The following is an 18,942-nucleotide window of genomic DNA, read 5'->3' as shown; positions in this document are numbered from 1 at the left end:
CCCACTCTTTCTACTGTGTCTCTTCTATGACAGACGTTTCCTATATAATAAAATCAAATTATAATGATATTAAAACACTTTTAATCTACATTGTACAGTTAATTATATAGTATAGATTGAAAGAAGAAGTTTCACGCGAAACATTTTTTCGGACATTAATGATTAATATCTACTTAAAGCTTCTTGCCCTTTTACACGAGGATTTTTACCTACAATAATAGTTGCACACATTACAGTGATAATCCCCAAAATTTGCCACGTATTTAATATATCTCCTAAAAAAATAACTCCGCATAAAATCGCTACAATTGGTTCTAGTGTTGCCAGAATTGAAGCTTTACTGGCTTCTAGATGTTTAAGGCCTGCTGTATAAAGAATATAAGCCATTACTGTTGAAATAAATGCCAGACCGATAGAAGCACCAATAACGTCTGGATGTGCAAATTTTTGAATTTTAGAAGGTGTTTTACTGAAAATTATCATGAAGAGGCTAGTATATAGAAAGTTATAAGTCGTAATCGTTAAAGCAGAATAACGCTTTGTCACAGGCTTTGTTAAAATTGTATAAAGTGAATAACATACCCCTGAAAGAATACCTGTCACAATTATCTTAATGCTTACTTCAACTTTGAATGAAGGCAATAATCCAACAACGAAACCACACCCTGTTATAGATAAAATCAGCGCAATAATTTTATTAGAATTCAAGGATTCTTTGAAGAAAATTCGACTAAGTATGGTTACAAAAATAGGGCCTGTATAAAGCAAAGTTACCGCAAGTGATAAAGAAGATTGTGAAAATATTTCAAAATATAAATAATTGAAGAATACCATACTTAAAATTCCTGCACCTGCAAAATAAAAGTGATCTTGCCATCTTGATTTTAATGATTTGGGATTTGACACTAGCATAAATACAATTAAAAAAATAAACGTCAATACACCTCGAATAGTAACCACATCCCAAGCTGTAAACCCTCTGTTGTACAATGGTTGAATAAACAATCCAATTATTCCCCAACAGGCTGCACCTATTATTGTTAAAATATAAGGTCTCCATTTTAATAGTTGTTGCATTCCATAACCTCCCTTATTTTTTATAATTAAAAGTACGTTACCATTTTTCAGATTTATTTGACAAATAAAAAGATGGTAACCTTTTAAATGTTGTTACCATCTTTTGTCTTCTTTTTAATTTAAAATGCAATAATCCCTATCAAACCGGCCACTAAAATCATAAATAATGATGACCCTATTGCCCACTTCATGACAATTTTTTGGTTAGTACCATAATCGATACCAAGCATACCAACCAATAAATAACCTGCTGCATATAACGGGCTTAGCACGTGTAAAGGTTGTCCTAAAATAGATGCTCTTGCCATCATGGCTTTAGAGATTCCAAATTGATGTGCAGATTCCGCCAGTATCGGAAGGATACCATAATAAAATGGATCATTAGCCATGAAGTAAGTAAAAGGCATACTCAAAACTGCGGTAATTAAAGCAAAATGATTTCCCATTGCATCTGGCACAATATTTACTAAAGAGCCAGCCATTGCATCCACCATTTTTGTCCCACTCATTACACCAGTGAAAACTCCTGATGCAAAAACTAAACTTACAACAGCTAAAACATTTCCTGCATGGCGTTTGATAATTTCAGATTGTATATTCAAATGTGGGTAATTAATAATAAGCGCCACTGCAAAGCCAAGCATAAAGAGAACAGGAATTGGCAAAAAGCTAGTAATCAATGCGACCAACAACGCAATTGTTAATACAGCATTAATAATTGTCAATTTCGGTCTTAAAAGTTCTTTATCGTCTTCGTCTGTACCATTAGCATTATTCATTTCGTCTAATGTAAGAGATAAATTATTTTGAATACCAATTCTTTTTCTTTCACGTGTACCTAAAACATATGCGGCAAAGAAAGCAAATAAAATACCTGCAACCATCACTGGAATAATAGGGGTAAAGACTTCTTCAGTGGTAAGCTGTAAGGAAGAAATTGCACGTGCTGTCGGTCCTCCCCAAGGTGTCATATTCATTACACCAATTGATAATAAAGCTAATGTAGATAATATGTATAGGTTCATCCCCATTTTCTTATAAAGCGGCATCATTGCTGTGACTGTGATAATAAATGTTGTCGTGCCATCCCCATCTAATGCAACGATGGAAGCCAAAGCTACTGTTCCAATTGTAATTTTAACTGGGTCTCCTTTAACTCCTTTCATAATGATACGGATGATGGGGTTGAATAACCCTGCATCAATCATGACTCCAAAATACAAAATTGCAAATATCAACATAATTCCAGTTGGAGCTACAGTTGTTAAGCCCTCTAAAATGTCTTTTCCTAAGCTTGAATAAAATCCCCCGATTAAGCCAAAAACTACTGGTACTACAATTAATGCCACTAATGCTGACATTTTTCTGCTCATGATTAAAACCATAAACACGATAATCATGATGAATCCTAAAATCGCTAAATTCATAAAATCGCCCCTTGTTTATATTCTTTTGTAAGCCCTTTCGAATAGATATAGAATACCATAACGTTTTAATATTGTGAATATTCAGATTTGAAATGTATTTTATTTTCAATTACTTTAAAAATTTAAAAATTAAAAGTATGAATGTCATTTTTCCTAAGCATTCACACTTTTTTACATAATTAATTTGAAAAAGATTCTGCAAATCTCACTAAGATATCTTTATAGATTTTTATAGAATCAATCTCTGCATACTCACCATCTCCATGCCAAGCTGCACCTGACGGACCAAATTCAACGGCTGGCGTTCCAAATCTAGCGAAATATCTTGTATCTGCAAATCCGTGTTGTCCGAATAACTTCACTGATTCAGGTGATTGATGCGTTTCTTGCGAAATTTCTGTAACCAATTTTTGTATGAACGGATTATCTGTTTCATTCATTACTGAAGCACCAGACAAATGAATTGAAATTTCACCATCAATTTCATTTTCAATTTGCTTTAAAATTTCTTTTTCGCTTTGACCTGGCAAAAATCTTATATCATACGAAATAACCGCTTCATCCGGCACTTTGTTATAAACAGATCCCCCTCTTATTTTGGCTAGATTAATAGATGGACCTTCAAACAATTCTGTAGATTCTTTAGCAAAAGGCAAATTCAATATTTTTTGATATGTTTCCAATGCCTTTTCAATTGCATTATCCCCTTCCCAAGGTCGGCTGCCATGTGCAGATTTTCCCTTCAAATGAATATCCACTTGCAATATTCCCTTAGCTTGGTAACCGATTCCTAATTGAGTCGGTTCTCCACAAATGACAAAATCCCCTAAATAACCTTGATCTGTTAAGAAATTAGCACCATGTTTTCCGCCGATTTCTTCATCCGTTACAAGCTGCAACTGAACAGATGTATTACCTAAATCTTTATGTTGCAACTCGCTCAGAGCACTCATCATGGCACTTACACCTGCTTTCATGTCTGCTGATCCGCGACCATAAATCTTATTCCCTTCAACCTTAGGTTCAAATTGATTAGGATTACCACTCACTACATCTAAATGACCATTCAAAATTAATCTTTTTTCTCCTGCTCCAACATTACAAATAAGAGAATCAAATCCTTCGTTGGATAATCGTACGGGTTCTAGTCCTTCTTGCTCCAACCAATTTTTACAAAATTGGAGTGTTTTATTCGCTTCATCTTTGGTTGAACTGTCAAATTCAATTAACGATTTCAATAAGTCTAATGTCTTTGTCATAGAAATCCCTTCTCTCTTTTAAGTTAGGTCACAGTATAATCTAGAGATTGAATATTGACAAGGTTCTGAATATTTAGTAACATTGTTTTTAAGTCGCTAGACTTTCTGAAATATACAAGTGAATTTAATTGAGCAAAGAGGCTTATACAGTATCCTTAAAGGATATCTGTGTAGGCCTCTTTTTGTGTTAAGGAGGAGATTTATATGGTAGATAATTTGAATCATAATTGGATTAATGGCAAGAAAGTTCAAACTGACAACACCTTGAAAGTCACTAACCCAGCAACAAACGAAGTGATCGGAGAAGTGCCTAGCGTAACTGAAGGTTTAATCAATGATGCAATTGATGCTTCATATCAAGCGTTCTCTTCTTGGTCAAAATTAACAGCTGCTGAACGTGCTGAATATTTACATGCATGGGCTGATAACTTACTTCAAAAAAAAGAAAAACTCGCTTCTATCATGACTGAAGAACAAGGTAAGCCTTATGGCGAATCTTTAGGAGAGATTGAAGGGTGTGCTCAATTCATTAAATGGAATGCTGAAGAAGGAAAACGGATATACGGTGAGATTATTCCACCCTCTTCACCTAACCAACGAATTTCAGTCATTAAACAACCTGTAGGGGTTTGCGCACTTATCACACCATGGAATTTCCCAGGTGCTATGGTAGCTAGAAAAGTATCACCCGCACTTGCAGCAGGATGTACAGTTATCGTTAAACCGTCTAGTGAAACACCGCGTATAGCGATTGCTATTTTGGATGAATTAATGGCAACTGGCATCGATAATGGTGCAGCAAATTTGATAACAGGCAAGTCATCACTTATTTCTGAGACACTTTTAAATGACCGTCGTGTCAGCAAAATTTCTTTCACCGGCTCTACAGACATTGGAAAGTTATTGATGAAAAAAGCTGCTGATCAAGTGAAACGTATCTCTTTAGAACTTGGCGGAAATGCACCAGTTATCGTGTTAAATGATGCAGACTTAGATAAAGCAGCAGATGCAATTGTAGAAAATAAATTCGAAAATACAGGGCAGATGTGCAATGGCATTAATACAGTGCTTGCGCAAAGCGAAGTTAAAGATGAACTTATAACTAAGGTTATTGAGCGTGTGACACAGTTAAGAGTTGGTCCTGGTAATCAAAAGGATGTTCAAGTCGGTCCATTAATTAATTCAGGAGCTATCGAAAAAGTTGAAAAACTCGTAAGTGAAGCTGAAAAAGCGGGTGCAAATATTGCTACTGGCGGTAAAAAAGTTGAGAATTCACCTTCTGACTTGTTTTATCAACCTACAGTCGTCACAAATGTTAAACCAGAGATGTCTATTGCTAAAGAAGAAATATTCGGACCCGTAGCACCCATTATTTCTTTCGATACAATTGCTGAAGCTATTAAAATTGCTAATGCTTCTCCGTATGGTTTAGCAGCTTACTTCTTCTCAAACAATGTAAATACTGTCTATCAAGTCAGTGAACAATTAGATTTCGGAATGATTGGTGTAAATGGTACTCAATTAAGTGTCCCACAAGCACCATTCGGCGGTATCAAAGAAAGCGGGATGGGACGTGAAGGCGGACATTATGGATTAGATGGTTTCTTAGAATTGAAATATATTTCACTTTCATTAGATGCATAAATATTAAGGGGGCGTTTCAAATGTTTAGAGAAATTAATGATTTTAACAAACATCGTCGTAACAAAAAGAAAACTGGAAACATCACAAAAGATGAAATGATGGAAATGATTGATAAAGGCGAAATTGATACTTTAGTACTTGGTTTTTGCGATATGCAAGGACGCTTGATGGGGAAACGTATCACAGGCGATTTCATTTTAGAAAATGACATTTCAGAGGGCACACATTTTTGTAACTATCTCTTAGGTACAAACTTCGAAATGGATACGGATGATGGCTATGACTTCATGAATTGGGACAAAGGATATGGTGATTATTTAGCACTACCAGATTGGAACACCTTAAAAGTAATTCCTTGGATGTCACGTACAGCTATGGTTTTCGCAGATGTATACACTGTAGACGGCAGTGAACCGATTAGCGTTGCACCACGCAACATCTTACAACACCAAATCAAAAAAGCTGAAGCTTATGGTCTATCTCCTCATATGGCCAGTGAATTAGAATTTTATTTATTTAATGATTCTTTCAAAGATATTAATACACAAGGCTATGATGAATTAGAACCAGCAGGTCATTTAAACGAAGACTACAATTTATTGCAAGGTTCAAAAAACGAACCGCTTTATCAAGAAATTCGTCGCCAGATGAGCCTTATGGACATTATCGTTGAATCTTCTAAAGGCGAAGCTTACAAAGGACAACACGAAATCAACTTAAAATATTCAGATGCAATCAATGCAGCAGATCAACATTTGATGTTCAAACATGGGATGAAAGAAATCTGTATTCAAAATGATAAATCTGTCACTTTTATGGCTAAACCTTTTGAAGAATGGACAGGTTCAAGCGGTCATATTCATCTAAGTATGATGGATACAAAAACTGGCAAAAATGCTTTTTATGCAGGCGATGATGCATCAAATCCAATGTCAGAAACAATGCAGCATTTCTTAGCGGGTGTTATCAAATATACAAAAGATTTTGCATTGATGTTTGCTCCGAATATCAATTCTTATAAACGATTTGCTCCTAATAGTTGGGCACCAGTGAGTATAGCATGGAGTAAAGATAACCGTTCTGCTGGTTATCGTGTTGTAGGTGATGGCAATGCTTTACGTTTTGAATCTCGTATTTGCGGGGCAGACATGAATCCATATCTTGCTTATGCCGCTTTAATCGGTGCTGGTTTATATGGTATTGAACATAAAGAAACTTTAACTGATGAGTTAAAAGGAAATGCGTATGAACAAAACGAAGTGGATCGTATTCCATCTTCTCTTCACCAAGCTATTTTAGAATGGAAAAACAGTGACGTTGTAAAAGAAGTTCTTGGCGAAGAAGTAGCAAAACACTATTTACATGCAGCGCAAACAGAACAAGATGAATACGATTCATTTGTAACAACTTGGGAACGTGCGCGTTACTTTGAACAAGGTTAATCTTATTGCTATATAAATTTCAACATTGATTATTAAGGAGGCTATTCATATGAGATTAAAAGATAAAGTATGCATTATAACAGGTGCTGGCGGCGGCATGGGTAAAGTCGCAGCAGAGATGTTTTCTAAAGAAGGTGCGAAAGTTGCTGTATTTGAAAGAGATCAAAAAGCAGGAAAACAAGTTGTGGATCAAATCAAGCAAGATGGCGGTGAAGCCTCTTTCTATGAAGTCGATATTATTGATGAAGATGCTGTAAAAAACGCAGTAGACAAGGTTGTTGAAGAATATGGTCGTATTGATGTGTTATACAATAATGCAGGTGTGATGCCAGAAGCTGACAACTCTGTTATCAATACTGATCAAGCAGTTTGGGACTTAGTGATGAATATCAATGTTAAAGGTATTTTCTTGATGACAAAATATGTTATTCCAGTTATGGAAAAACAAGAATCCGGATCTATTATTAATATTGCTTCTTTTGTAGCTCAAATGGGTTGTTCGGTTCCTCAGGATGCCTATACTGCATCTAAAGGGGCAGTAGTCGCATTAACAAAATCATTAGCTATTCAATTCCGACCTAAAGGTATCAGAACCAATGCTATCAGCCCAGGTCCTATAGAAACACCTTTATTAATGGAATGGCTTGTATCTGATGAAGAAGCCAAAGCAGTCCGTCTAGGCCGCCAACCTGCAGGACGTTTCGGCAAACCTGAAGATATTGTCAATTGTGCCATCTATCTTGCTTCAGATGAATCAAATTGGACAAATGGTGCAAATATTAATGTAGATGGCGGTATAACTGCTAATTATTTCTAAGAATAACCTGAAATTACTCCTAAAACCTTCCTAAATAAAATAAGCAAACCTAAATTAAAACAGAGCTGATCAACTCCCTTCAGCTCTGTTTTAATTTGTTTTATAGTCCTGTTATCTCTATTAAAACTGCCTAAACAAAATTAAGTAAATGATGCTTAGGCAGTTTTGATAGATTGGATTTATATTTTAGATTTTGTTTCTGGAACTGCTTCACCGCGTTCAATTGCTTCTTCTTCTAAATATTCATCGGGTTTAATAATACCTGCACGTCGATCAATTTCTTCCAATTTTCTTGCTTTAGGCAAACATAAGAGATAAGCAAACCCAATAGCAATGAGTCCAGCACTGAATTTACCAATCATGACTGCCGGGATTAAATTGGGTTGGAAATTAGCGGTGTAAGAGAGATGGTCTCCAAGCAAGAAAGCTGAACATACACCAAATGAAATATTTATAACTTTATCTTTAGGCGGCATATCTTTAACCAATTTAAACATTGCTAAAATATTAGCCATTGTAGCAATAATCCCTGCACTTCCCACTTCACTCAGTCCTACTTTTTGTCCAAATCGTGTTAAAGCATTTGAAAAGTATTTTCTAATTAAGTAAACCATCGGAAATGCTCCGGAAAGCATAATTGCGATATTCCCAGCATTTTCCAAAGCTCTGAATTTGTCTTTATCATCTGCCATGATGGGATCAAATCCCCATACACCAAATACATTTGTGAAAAATCCAGTGAAAATCTGTACTACTGAGAATACAAAGACGAGTTTGATACAAACATCTAAAATTTTACCGAAAATGATAAATCCTTTAATCATAATATCTGAGAAGAAATATAAACCTGCTGCTGTGACGACAACAAAAATGAGTAAAGGCAATAAATTCAATAACACTGTAGAAAAACTAATTGAAAATACATGTGTGGCTGCGCCCACTGTTTCTATAGTTGTTCTTATTTTTACATGACTCATAATCATAATAAATGTAGAAATAAATACACCAAAAGGAATTGCTAATAATCCAGACAATATCCCTAATGCCATATATTTATGATCCCTTTTTTCTAACATCGGCAACCCTAAAGGAATAGAGAATACAATTGTAGCGCCTGCCATAAATCCTACAATCATTGCCATAATCCATCCTTCATAACTTTCTTTTAAGACATTTGCTAATTGGTATCCACCCATATCTGTGGCTAATATTGAAGTTGCAGCAATGGCTGGGTCAGCGCCTATTTTATGAAATAACGGCCCGAATACTTGCTCAATAAAACGTGAAATAAACGGAATAGATGCCATAATTCCTGCTGAATTGGCAAAGATAGGACCAATTGTAAATATCCCTTCCATAAATTCTTTACCGATTCCAACTTCAGGATTCCTGATTGCTCCAAAAGCGCCCAATACTGCACAAATCATGATGATATATATGATTACTGTACCAATATGTTCCATAAAGCATTCCCCCATTAAATCGTTGAGTTTATTAGCAATAACATTGTTTCAATTCTTGGATATACTGTTTTTAAACCACCTCCTAAAATGCAAAAAGATGCCTACAGACCTCTCGGTCAATGTAAGCATCTTTGCTTTATATGCTATTCACTTTTATAATTTATGTCATTTAGTCAACTGCTTAATGACTTTTGCGGCTACTTTCTCCATTGAAATATGATGGTTCATACTCAATTTGCGTAACTTCTGATAAGCCGCTTCTTCATCTAATTCCATTTTAGTCATCAACAATCCTTTTGCTTTTTCTATGAGTTTACGATTTTCAACTTCCTCTTTTGCCGCATTCGACTCTTGTCTAAGTGCTGACATCTTCACAGATTGTGCTAGAGCAATTTCAACTGCAGTCAATAACTGAGATTCTGAAATCGGTTTGATGATATATCCTACAATATTAGCATCTTTAGCTTGTTCAATATATTCGCTTTGGTTGAATGCTGATACGATTAAGATAGGTACATTATGACGCTGACTGATAATCTTACTTGCCTTTAAACCATTTAGTTTTGGCATCTTAATATCCATAATAATTAAATCTGGTTTTTCTGTTTCATTCAATTCAATTGCTTTTTCTCCATTTCCCACAGCAGAGGCAACATCATAACCTGCATCTTTCAACATTTCAACGATATCTAAACGGACAATTGAATCATCTTCAGCAACAATAATTTTCTTAAATTTAGTGACTCCCCCACTCATCAAATACCACCTTTCCCAAAGTGCCGAGATGATTGCGACCAATTGTAAATTTTCCTTCTAAATCATTCTCAGTAATTGTATTTATGATATTTAGTCCAAACGATTGCTTATAATCTCCTTGTTCTTCCTTCCCATCATCTTGCACCATTAATAGTATTTTCCCAGTTTTGTTATTTTTTTCAAAAACAACATCAATATGACCTTCTTCTTGTTCATTAAAAGCATGAGTGACACAATTTGTAATCAATTCATTAGCAATCAAAGCGACTGAGACTGCAATATTAGATGACAGATAAAATGTTTCTTGGATGTCATAATGAATATGTAAATGTTGCGCGTTCCCTGTACTTACAAGCATATTCCCGATTTTAACAATCAATTTGCCAATATCAACTTGATCAGCATACGCCCCATCTAATATCACTTCATATACAGAGGCAATACTAAGGATTCTATTTAAACTCTCTTCAAAATAATGCTTGCTTTCATCAGGTATGCCACGACGCATTTGTAACCTTAATAAGCTCGCAACTGTTTGTAGATTGTTTTTCACACGGTGATGTACTTCACGAAGTGCAACAGATTTAGAAACAAGTTCTTTCTCCTTTTCCTTTAAGTCAGTAATGTCATGTAACATGATGATGTGTCCTGATACATTCCCTAAATCATCAAATAATCGAATACACTTTACTTGAAAGTAATGACCTTGCAGCTTTCGTTCTTTAATTGTAATCACTTGCCCATCTGTTAACATTTCTTCTATGTTAGGAAACAACTCGACGAAAGAAAGTCCCATTTTGCAATCAATACCAACAATATCTTTTACTAGTTTTTCTGCTGTTAGATTAAAATAACGGATAATCAAGTCTTGATCGATATCAAACAAACTTTCATCAATCATATCTGAGAAAAATAGCTGTTTCTCACTCGGATGTGATACGATTTGACTCAACGTATAGGTTGCTTCAGTCAATGCTTTCATTTTATTTTCCTCAAGCAATTGGTTGCTGATATCTTTTTCCATAATCAATGCAGCAATCACTCGATTATTATGAATAATAGGAGTGACATTTTGTTCAATCACTTTACCCTCTTGTGACATTCCTCTATGATGATATACACTTTTCTTAGTTTTAAAAACTTCGAACACAGCTGGTTCAAATCTTTCATAAGCATTCTGTTTAATGACTGAATTATGATATAAAACGTCATTTTGATCTGGCATGGCTTCTGCTACTACAATGATATGATCGTTATTTTCAGTAGGACAATCAATAAAAACACTGGCTTCATTAAGATTTGCCATAGTCGGTAAGTGTTTCGATAATTCTTCAATTTCTTTAATTTCATCTTCTGTTAAATTTGTGTGTTGTTTACATATTTCTCGAACATTTTCTATATCGCATCATTCCCAAAAGTGCAAAGATTAGAATATTATGATTATTCATAATTATATACTATTATCTATTTCACTTTAGCGATTGTCAAATTTGTGAAGAAATGCATTTGTGTGCAGATATATAAATGAATTTACTTCTGTTTTTACTGTAAAAAAAGAACCTATACTTTTTAGTACAGGTTCTCTGTTTAAACTGCTTTATATTTTATTTCAAGTAATCGTAAACGGGGCTTGGTTGTCCTAATGTTAAATCAGCAATAATATGATGTGCATCTACAATTTTTCTTACAGGGAAATCTGCTAGCGGTGCCATTACATGTTCAAATAATTGCAAACGTGCTAGTCCTCTATAAGCTTCTTTCAATTTTATATCCGTAATTTGGCTTCTTGTTAATTCACAGCGTAATAAACTGCCATCATAGTCTCTGACAGACTTTAACATGAATTGAGGGGCAGTAACATCTGCTAGGGCTTCTTCATCTGTCATTTTATAATATTTATAAGCCATTGTGGCTTGCGCAACACGTAAAGAGTTATAATCAAGTGTTCCAACAAGTGTATCATTGTCTACAAATAAATCAGGATTTCCAGCTTTTTTAGGAAAAGCTGCAATCTCTCTGCCGCTTGCAATTGCTGCTTGATTACTAACATACATAGACAGATAAAATTCACCTTTTTCACCGTTATATTCAACAGGTATTACATGTCCTGCTTCTTTATAGCTCCCTAATCCAGTACTATCCGGCATATTGATAACTTCAAATTTAATACGGTTGCTTGTAACTTTTAATGGTTCAGGTACTATTTCTTCTAAAGCAGCTTTATCTGTTTCATAAATAATATTGAGATATTCTCTATTTCTGAACTTAATTTCTGTCATCGGAAAGACAGGTGCGTTAATCGGTGTTGCTGATATATTTTTAACTTGTTCTTTATCCATCATGCTTCACTCCTTAACTATTTGTTTGTATCAAATAACTTTTTAAATTGTCCCATACTTTCATCAAAGTCAGGTACTTTTTTGTTATCTTGAGCTTTAGATACAATGTCTACAATTAAATCATTTACCGGAGTTAAAATACCATTTGCTTTACCTATTTTAGTGACAGCTCCATTAATGTAATTAATTTCTGTGGCTCTTCCTTTTCTTAAATCTTGCAGCATACTTGCTTCGATTGATCTTGAAGCTTTTAATGATTCTTTCATGATTTCAATTTGCGCTTTTTCGTCTGTAATTTCTGCAAATGCTTCTGGATTTAATACACTTAGTTTTTCAAATTCTATGCCATTACTTTTACCTACTTTTACTACTTCATTCATTGCATATACTGCAGCTTTAGCACCAATCGGATCATCCATAACGTCTCCATATGTGCTGTTTGTTGCAGCAGACATACCGCTTAATGCGCTATTAATAATTAATTTAGCCCATTTTGTACCAGGTAAATTATCTGATACAGAAATACCGCCGATAGGTTCTAATGCTTTTTGGATTGCTTTTGTGCGTTCTGTAACTGCTCCATCTAATTCCCCGATTTGAATTGCGTTGTTTTTAAATGTATCGAATTCAGTTGTTAAACGTGAAATACCAGGACCTTCGAAAGTTGCTCCGAACTCTACAGATCCCGCTACAATATTAGCTGGTGGCAATACTTCTTGAATCAACTCTTCAGGAATACCATTTTGTAATGATACAACTGTACCATTAAATTTCAAAATATCTCTGACTTTCGGAATGACTTGTTGATTAAACACTTGTTTTGTTAAAAGCAAGATTATATCGTATCGCTTATTGACTTCATCAGGTGTAATAGCATGTACCGCGTGACGATAATCTGTTGCCCCTACAACATGAGCGCCTTCTTCATTTAATTTATCCACATGTGCTTGGTTTACATCTATTAAATCTACATTAGCATCAGATTCAGAAAGGAATGCTCCCATAATTGTTCCTAATGAACCTGCCCCATAAATTGCTATATTCATTTTCCTTCACCTCTTAATGCTATTATAACGCCCCTAACTTATATATAATAATATATAAAATTGATAGAACTATAAACTACAACTTATAGGAGAATTGATATGGAACTATTATATTTAAAGTATTTTAAACATGTTGCAGAAACCTTAAACTACACCCAAGCTGCAGAGAATTTATATATCAGCCAACCAGCACTTAGTATGACGATTAAGAAATTAGAAAAAGAACTTAACACGGAATTGTTTATTAAAAAAGGCAGAAATATAGTACTTACTGAAAATGGAAAATTACTGCTTAAGTCAGTTAATAGAATATTTAATGAAATAGATCGTGTAAGTGAGATAATACAAAACAATACAGCAATCAGAGAAAAAACTGTTCATTTTGCTTCTTCACACACACGTTTAATGTCAGGTATCTTCCCTGAATACGCGAAAAATTATCCTGAAAATAAATATAATATGGAAATCACTGTAAATAGAGAGATTATACAAAAATTACTCTCTCATCATATAAGCTTTGCTTTGAATTCAATAGAATTAACACATCCTAAAATCGAATGTAAAAAAATAATTGATGAAGATATTGTATTAACTTATCCTCATAAATTCGATGGATTGTTGACATCTGATGATCTATATAACAATTCCATTTATAAATCATTCTTATTTTCATCACATAATAAAGAATATAACGAAATGTTAAAAGCTTTCTTAGAAACTAAAAATATCAAAATAAATAATTCCAACTATGTAGATGATTATTTTCTACGTACTTTATTAAGAGAACGTACAAACTTCTGTTTCTTGCCAGCTTCTATGTGTAAAGAATTAGAATTACCCTATATGCAGGATAAAAATTTAATCATTTCAAGCAATATCTATCTTTCTACATTGAAAGATACACCGCTAAATGAAGCTGACTTAAACCTTTATCAATTTATAGAAGGTTACTATAAAGAACACCAAGCATATTATACTGTATAATGAAAAGACAGACAGCGCTTTAACGCTGTCTGTTTCATTATTGCATTTTTATAATTAAACGCCCTACGTCTCCGCTTGCTAATTGATCAAAACCTTCATTTATTTCATCTAGCGATATCGTTTTACTGATAAGCGGATCGATATTAAGTCTTTCTTGCTGATATAAGCTTACAAATCTTGGTATATCTCTATCAGGAACACAACTTCCAACATAAGATCCTTTTATTGTACGCTCTTCTGCCGCTAAAGTTACTTGTGGGAAAGAAAATTGTGCTTTAGGATCGGGTAGTCCAGTTGTTACAGTAGTACCGCCTCGCTTAGTAATAGCATATGCAGTTTGCATTGCCGGCACTACTCCTGCTGTTTCAAATGCATATTCAACACCACCAGATACATAATCTTTAATCTTTTCAACTATATCTTCATCTCCTGAATTAAAAACAACAGTTGCCCCTAATGTTTTAGCTAGATTGAATTTATTTTCATTAATATCTAAGGCAATAATTTCATTTGCACCTGCTAGCTTCGCACCTAAGATTGCGTTTAAACCAATTCCTCCTAGACCAACAATAGCTACGTTACTTCCAGGTCTGATTTGAGCCGTATTTATTACAGCTCCTATACCAGTAATGACCGCGCATCCGAAAACAGCTGCTCGTTCGAAAGGAATAGATGAATCTATCTTCACAATTGAATTCTCCGATACGACAGCATAATCAGAAAAACCTGAAACGCCTAAGTGGTGGTTAATAGGTTTACCGTCTTTAGATAAACGACGTCCTCCTTCGAGCATTTCTCCTTTTTCATTGGATTCTGCGCCATTTTCACACAAAGCCGGCCTTCCTTCTCTACATGGTATGCAATGACCACAACTCGGGATGAATGTGCATACAACATGGTCACCCACTTCAAATTGTGTGACCTCTTTTCCTACTTCAATAATTTCTCCAGCGGCTTCATGCCCTAACGCCATAGGCATAGGTCTTGGTCTGCTTCCGTTAATCACAGATAAGTCAGAATGACATAATCCTGCTGCATGAACTTTAATAAGGACTTCATGATTTTTTGGAGACTCTAATTGCAATGTTTCAACTTTAAGCGGTTTTGAATCTTTATAAGGTACTTCTAATCCCATTTCATATAATACAGCGGCTTTAGTTTCCATATCACATTCCTCCTTATTCATAATAACCATCTGTTGATTTTCTGAATGTAGCAAATTGGTCACCATCATGACCAAACCAAATTTGTGCATCCTTTTCATCTGCAAGCTGTTTAATTTTTTCTACTGAATCAGACCATCCAATAGAATCATAAATAATTCCTGGTGGCTTTAAAGTAGGCTCCATACTTTCTTTAGTATAAATAGCATCTGAAGCTAAAATTACAGTTCCTAATTCTTCCGTTTCGATTTCCAGCCCTATCATCCCCCAAGCATGGCCGCTTCCGAAATTCAAAACTTTAACTCCATCTACTAAATTCAAGTGATCTTGATCACGTTTAATCGTTTTCCAGCTTAAATCATTTTTAATCCAAGCATCGATATCGCTCCATATATATGCACCTGCTTGTTGATTACATGCATAACCTTTCATAGCTCCGCTTAATTCATCATCATGTACAATAATTGTCGCATTTGTAAAATATTCTAAACATCCTGCATGATCTAAATGTAGATGTGAAGCAACTACTATATCTACATCTTTCGGGTCTATCCCAAGCTGCTCTAAACGGTTCGGCAAATGACATGATTCATCTGCAAAATATGGAAATGCTTTTTGTGTTGCTGTAATCCATCGTCCCTCTTCTCCCATAGAATTAGGATTACAAGCAGTATCAAATAATATCTTTGCATCAGGATGATCAATAAAAACAGTATAAATCGGGAACTCATGCATTTCATTCGGTTGGTTAGGGTTATCACTAGTGGCTTGATTTGAATTTGCAATCATTAAATTCTTGTCCATCTTCATCGTGCCATTGTCCAAAACATAAATTTTCATTCTGTCTTTCTTTACATTTGACATCTCAACCACTCCCTTAATGATTATAATTTCATTTTACTCTATAAATGTAAACGCTTACAAATTATTAGTTTTAACAATTAATTTAAATTACTTTGTACTTCTTATTTTTATTAACAGGTATTGGCTTATTACAACTGAGGGTATAATGAAAATAACGATATGTAGATAAAACAATAATTTTATTCATAACATTAAATGAGGTGGTAAAGAATGGCAAAATTAGAAGTTTTGAACCCGGCAACGAATGATGTCATTGAAACTTTAGAATACACAGATGAAGCTACAATCAATAAGCAAATCGAAAACGCACAAAAAGCATTCGAATCTTGGCGAGAAGTAGATGCACATACACGTTCGCAAAAATTATGGGCTTGGTCTAAATTAATTGATGAACATAAAGAAGAATTAGCAGAATTGATTACCAAAGAAGGCGGCAAACCTCTAAAAGAAGCATTAGGCGAAGTGGATTATGCGCGTTCTTATGTTGATTGGTATGCAGAAGAAGCAAAACGGATTTACGGACGCACGATTCCAGCTAATACAACTTCTAAAAAAATTATCGTTCAATCATTCCCAGTAGGAGTTGTAGGAGCAATTACACCTTGGAACTTCCCAGCTGCAATGATTACACGTAAAATGGCTCCTGCCTTAGCTGCAGGTTGCACGATTGTTTGCAAACCTGCAGTACAAACACCTTTAACAACAATACGTTTAGTTGAGTTAGCACATGAAGCAGGTATTCCTGAAGATGCAATTCAATATGTGATTGCTTCCGGTAAAGATGCAGGACGTATTTTCACTGAAAGTTCCATCATTCAAAAAATCACATTTACAGGATCTACACCAGTCGGTAAAAAATTAATCGAAGGCGCTTCAAGTTCAGTTAAAAATGTCACAATGGAACTTGGCGGTCTTGCTCCGTTAATTGTACACAAAGATGCAGATATTGATTTTGCTGTAGATCAAACAATCGCTACAAAATTCAGAAATGCAGGACAAACTTGTATTTGTGCCAACCGTATTTATGTACATGAAGCTATTGCTTCAACTTACGTCGAAAAATTGAGTCAAAAAGTAAATGCATTGAAGGTTGGAAATGGTTTAGATAAAGGTGTTGATATCGGACCTTTAATCAATCAAAAAGGCGTAGATAAAGTTATTGATCAAATTAAAGATGCGGTCTCTAAAGGCGGTAAACTTTCTCGCTCACTAGAAGATATTGAATCACTAGGTGGCAACTTCTTAAAACCCGTCGTTATTTCAAATGTAAATCAAGATATGATTATTATGCATGAAGAAACATTCGGTCCTGTTGCGCCAGTTATGAGTTATTCAAAATTAGATGATGCAATTCAATATGCTAATGATACTGAATTCGGTTTAGCTGCTTACTTCTTTACTAAAGATTATGCAACTGGATTCTATCTGTATGATAACTTAGATTATGGTGTTATTGGTTGGAATGACGGCGGACCATCTGCTGCACATGCTCCATTCGGCGGTATGAAAGAAAGCGGTTATGGTCGAGAAGGCGGCATTGAAGGTATTCAACCTTATTTAGAAACAAAATATTTATCTATCGGAAATATGTAATTCACATATTACGCACAAAACCTAGACTTCAGGTTTTGTGCTTTTTTGATTTGTTTTATAAACTATGATTGCTATGCTTAATATAGTATTGAGCAGAGTAATCGTACTGGTGTACTCTACTCCAGTGTTTTTAAGGAGTGAATGATATGTATATTTGGGATAAAAAATTTGATTCAACTGATTATCTTTATGGCAAAGCACCAAATGCCTATATCAAAGAAGTATTTAATCAAGAGGCAAACGACAACGAAAAAGTTCTGATTTTAGCGGAAGGCGAAGGACGTAATGCATCATATTTAGCCAATCTTGGTTACGATGTTATGACTTATGATTTATCAAAAGTAGGTATCGAAAAACAATTAAAACTCGCAAACGAAATGGGTGTAACAATTGATGCACGATATGGTGATGTCACAAAGCAAGGTTTAGTGCCTGATAATCAGTTTGATTATACTATAAACGTATTTGGCCATGTCCTCACTGAAGATAAACCCGGCATGTTTAATAATCTAATTCAGCCTTTAGTTAATCATGGTCACAGCTATTTTGAATTCTACTCTAAAGATCAAGTCGATTTTGGTACAGGCGGTCCTAAAGATGTAAACATGCTATATGATGTAGATGAAATCAAAACATATTTATCTCACTTGCCAGTAAAGATTCATCGTTTAGAAAAAATTGAAATCGAACGACATGAAGGTAATAAACACAATGGATTAGGTAGTGTCATTCAAGGTCATATAGAAAAAACAGAAAATTAAAAGGACATTGTTTCAACATTAAATGTACTGCACCCCAAAAGTTGAACTTTTGGGGTGCAGTACAAAGTTTTCAACGGCTTTTATTTGAGACTGGAATTATGTCCTAGCCCCTTTCCTCATTAAATCCTTAATGCTTTCTTCTATCAGATTTCTTATCAGAACTAAATATAAATAAAACAAAGAAAACAAAAGGAATAATACCAAATGATCTAGTTCTGATATCATAGTTACCTGTTATTTGAGGCAAAATAAAAAAGGCAAGAGCTGTAACTATAAGTAAAAATAAATATATCTTTCTTTTCTTATT

16 protein-coding genes are annotated in these 18,942 nt (G+C 34.6%); 6 read left to right on the top strand and 10 right to left on the bottom strand.

Features of this window, described 5'->3' with window-relative positions; all coding sequences use genetic code 11:
* Nucleotides 1-162 precede the first annotated feature (162 nt).
* The 3 genes from DYE31_RS00575 to DYE31_RS00565 all read right to left on the bottom strand — a co-directional run bounded on the left by DYE31_RS00575 (nt 163) and on the right by DYE31_RS00565 (nt 3,763).
* Nucleotides 163-1,077 (bottom strand): DMT family transporter, encoded by a 915-nt coding sequence (locus tag DYE31_RS00575; protein WP_015901598.1) that lies wholly within the window; start codon nt 1,075-1,077, stop codon nt 163-165.
* A 119-nt stretch (nt 1,078-1,196) separates the two neighbouring features.
* Nucleotides 1,197-2,504 carry a CitMHS family transporter gene (locus DYE31_RS00570; RefSeq protein ID WP_015901599.1) on the bottom strand — a complete coding sequence of 436 codons (1,308 nt, stop codon included), beginning with the start codon at nt 2,502-2,504 and terminating at the stop codon, nt 1,197-1,199.
* Between the two features lie 179 nt (nt 2,505-2,683).
* Nucleotides 2,684-3,763, bottom strand: coding sequence for a M20 family metallopeptidase (locus DYE31_RS00565; protein WP_015901600.1), 1,080 nt, complete (start codon nt 3,761-3,763; stop codon nt 2,684-2,686).
* A gap of 204 nt (nt 3,764-3,967) precedes the next feature.
* Here DYE31_RS00565 and DYE31_RS00560 point away from each other — a divergent pair, with 204 nt between their 5' ends.
* The 3 genes from DYE31_RS00560 to DYE31_RS00550 are packed head-to-tail and all read left to right on the top strand — an operon-like array spanning nt 3,968 to nt 7,666.
* The gene (locus DYE31_RS00560) at nt 3,968-5,407 is read left to right on the top strand and encodes an NAD-dependent succinate-semialdehyde dehydrogenase (protein WP_015901601.1); all 1,440 of its coding nucleotides are present in this window, start codon (nt 3,968-3,970) and stop codon (nt 5,405-5,407) included.
* A 20-nt stretch (nt 5,408-5,427) separates the two neighbouring features.
* Nucleotides 5,428-6,849, top strand: a complete 1,422-nt coding sequence (locus DYE31_RS00555) for a glutamine synthetase family protein (RefSeq protein ID WP_015901602.1) — start codon at nt 5,428-5,430, stop codon at nt 6,847-6,849.
* A gap of 49 nt (nt 6,850-6,898) precedes the next feature.
* A complete protein-coding gene (locus DYE31_RS00550; RefSeq protein WP_015901603.1) occupies nt 6,899-7,666 on the top strand; it encodes an SDR family NAD(P)-dependent oxidoreductase in 768 nt (255 codons plus the stop codon).
* Between the two features lie 179 nt (nt 7,667-7,845).
* Here the strand turns inward: DYE31_RS00550 and eutH are convergent, their stop codons facing one another.
* The 5 genes from eutH to DYE31_RS00525 all read right to left on the bottom strand — a co-directional run bounded on the left by eutH (nt 7,846) and on the right by DYE31_RS00525 (nt 13,270).
* On the bottom strand, nt 7,846-9,129 hold the full coding sequence (gene eutH, locus DYE31_RS00545) for an ethanolamine utilization protein EutH (protein WP_015901604.1): 1,284 nt from the start codon (nt 9,127-9,129) through the stop codon (nt 7,846-7,848).
* A gap of 165 nt (nt 9,130-9,294) precedes the next feature.
* A complete protein-coding gene (locus DYE31_RS00540; protein WP_015901605.1) occupies nt 9,295-9,885 on the bottom strand; it encodes an ANTAR domain-containing response regulator in 591 nt (196 codons plus the stop codon).
* Nucleotides 9,866-11,266 (bottom strand): sensor histidine kinase, encoded by a 1,401-nt coding sequence (locus DYE31_RS00535; RefSeq protein WP_231839080.1) that lies wholly within the window; start codon nt 11,264-11,266, stop codon nt 9,866-9,868. Before DYE31_RS00535 ends, DYE31_RS00540 begins: the two co-directional genes overlap by 20 nt.
* A 223-nt stretch (nt 11,267-11,489) precedes the next feature.
* Nucleotides 11,490-12,224 carry an acetoacetate decarboxylase gene (locus DYE31_RS00530; RefSeq protein WP_041613054.1) on the bottom strand — a complete coding sequence of 245 codons (735 nt, stop codon included), beginning with the start codon at nt 12,222-12,224 and terminating at the stop codon, nt 11,490-11,492.
* Between the two features lie 17 nt (nt 12,225-12,241).
* Nucleotides 12,242-13,270 carry a ketopantoate reductase family protein gene (locus DYE31_RS00525; RefSeq protein ID WP_015901608.1) on the bottom strand — a complete coding sequence of 343 codons (1,029 nt, stop codon included), beginning with the start codon at nt 13,268-13,270 and terminating at the stop codon, nt 12,242-12,244.
* A gap of 99 nt (nt 13,271-13,369) precedes the next feature.
* Between DYE31_RS00525 and DYE31_RS00520 the strand changes: the two genes are divergently transcribed.
* Nucleotides 13,370-14,254, top strand: a complete 885-nt coding sequence (locus tag DYE31_RS00520) for a LysR family transcriptional regulator (RefSeq protein WP_015901609.1) — start codon at nt 13,370-13,372, stop codon at nt 14,252-14,254.
* Nucleotides 14,255-14,291: 37 nt separating this feature from the next.
* Here the strand turns inward: DYE31_RS00520 and DYE31_RS00515 are convergent, their stop codons facing one another.
* Both DYE31_RS00515 and ahlS read right to left on the bottom strand, forming a co-directional pair.
* Nucleotides 14,292-15,419, bottom strand: coding sequence for a zinc-dependent alcohol dehydrogenase family protein (locus DYE31_RS00515; RefSeq protein WP_015901610.1), 1,128 nt, complete (start codon nt 15,417-15,419; stop codon nt 14,292-14,294).
* Nucleotides 15,420-15,432: 13 nt separating this feature from the next.
* On the bottom strand, nt 15,433-16,281 hold the full coding sequence (ahlS, locus tag DYE31_RS00510) for an AhlS family quorum-quenching N-acyl homoserine lactonase (protein WP_015901611.1): 849 nt from the start codon (nt 16,279-16,281) through the stop codon (nt 15,433-15,435).
* 210 nt (nt 16,282-16,491) lie between these two features.
* Between ahlS and DYE31_RS00505 the strand changes: the two genes are divergently transcribed.
* A complete protein-coding gene (locus DYE31_RS00505; RefSeq protein WP_015901612.1) occupies nt 16,492-17,874 on the top strand; it encodes an NAD-dependent succinate-semialdehyde dehydrogenase in 1,383 nt (460 codons plus the stop codon).
* Nucleotides 17,875-18,020: 146 nt separating this feature from the next.
* Nucleotides 18,021-18,635, top strand: a complete 615-nt coding sequence (locus tag DYE31_RS00500) for a class I SAM-dependent methyltransferase (protein ID WP_015901613.1) — start codon at nt 18,021-18,023, stop codon at nt 18,633-18,635.
* The last annotated feature ends 307 nt before the right edge of the window (nt 18,636-18,942 follow it).

The organism is Staphylococcus carnosus (assembly GCF_900458435.1).
Taxonomy (GTDB): Bacteria; Bacillota; Bacilli; order Staphylococcales; family Staphylococcaceae; genus Staphylococcus; species Staphylococcus carnosus.
This window is presented reverse-complemented; position numbering and strand designations above follow the sequence as displayed.

Excerpts from the sequence above, each read along its gene's own strand:
- DYE31_RS00575 (WP_015901598.1), bottom strand. The coding sequence starts at position 1,077 with ATGCAACAACTATTAAAATGGAGACCTTATATTTTAACAATAATAGGT.
- DYE31_RS00570 (WP_015901599.1), bottom strand. The coding sequence starts at position 2,504 with ATGAATTTAGCGATTTTAGGATTCATCATGATTATCGTGTTTATGGTT.
- DYE31_RS00565 (WP_015901600.1), bottom strand. The coding sequence starts at position 3,763 with ATGACAAAGACATTAGACTTATTGAAATCGTTAATTGAATTTGACAGT.
- DYE31_RS00560 (WP_015901601.1), top strand. The coding sequence starts at position 3,968 with ATGGTAGATAATTTGAATCATAATTGGATTAATGGCAAGAAAGTTCAA.
- DYE31_RS00555 (WP_015901602.1), top strand. The coding sequence starts at position 5,428 with ATGTTTAGAGAAATTAATGATTTTAACAAACATCGTCGTAACAAAAAG.
- DYE31_RS00550 (WP_015901603.1), top strand. The coding sequence starts at position 6,899 with ATGAGATTAAAAGATAAAGTATGCATTATAACAGGTGCTGGCGGCGGC.
- eutH (WP_015901604.1), bottom strand. The coding sequence starts at position 9,129 with ATGGAACATATTGGTACAGTAATCATATATATCATCATGATTTGTGCA.
- DYE31_RS00540 (WP_015901605.1), bottom strand. The coding sequence starts at position 9,885 with ATGAGTGGGGGAGTCACTAAATTTAAGAAAATTATTGTTGCTGAAGAT.
- DYE31_RS00530 (WP_041613054.1), bottom strand. The coding sequence starts at position 12,224 with ATGGATAAAGAACAAGTTAAAAATATATCAGCAACACCGATTAACGCA.
- DYE31_RS00525 (WP_015901608.1), bottom strand. The coding sequence starts at position 13,270 with ATGAATATAGCAATTTATGGGGCAGGTTCATTAGGAACAATTATGGGA.
- DYE31_RS00520 (WP_015901609.1), top strand. The coding sequence starts at position 13,370 with ATGGAACTATTATATTTAAAGTATTTTAAACATGTTGCAGAAACCTTA.
- DYE31_RS00515 (WP_015901610.1), bottom strand. The coding sequence starts at position 15,419 with ATGGAAACTAAAGCCGCTGTATTATATGAAATGGGATTAGAAGTACCT.
- ahlS (WP_015901611.1), bottom strand. The coding sequence starts at position 16,281 with ATGTCAAATGTAAAGAAAGACAGAATGAAAATTTATGTTTTGGACAAT.
- DYE31_RS00505 (WP_015901612.1), top strand. The coding sequence starts at position 16,492 with ATGGCAAAATTAGAAGTTTTGAACCCGGCAACGAATGATGTCATTGAA.
- DYE31_RS00500 (WP_015901613.1), top strand. The coding sequence starts at position 18,021 with ATGTATATTTGGGATAAAAAATTTGATTCAACTGATTATCTTTATGGC.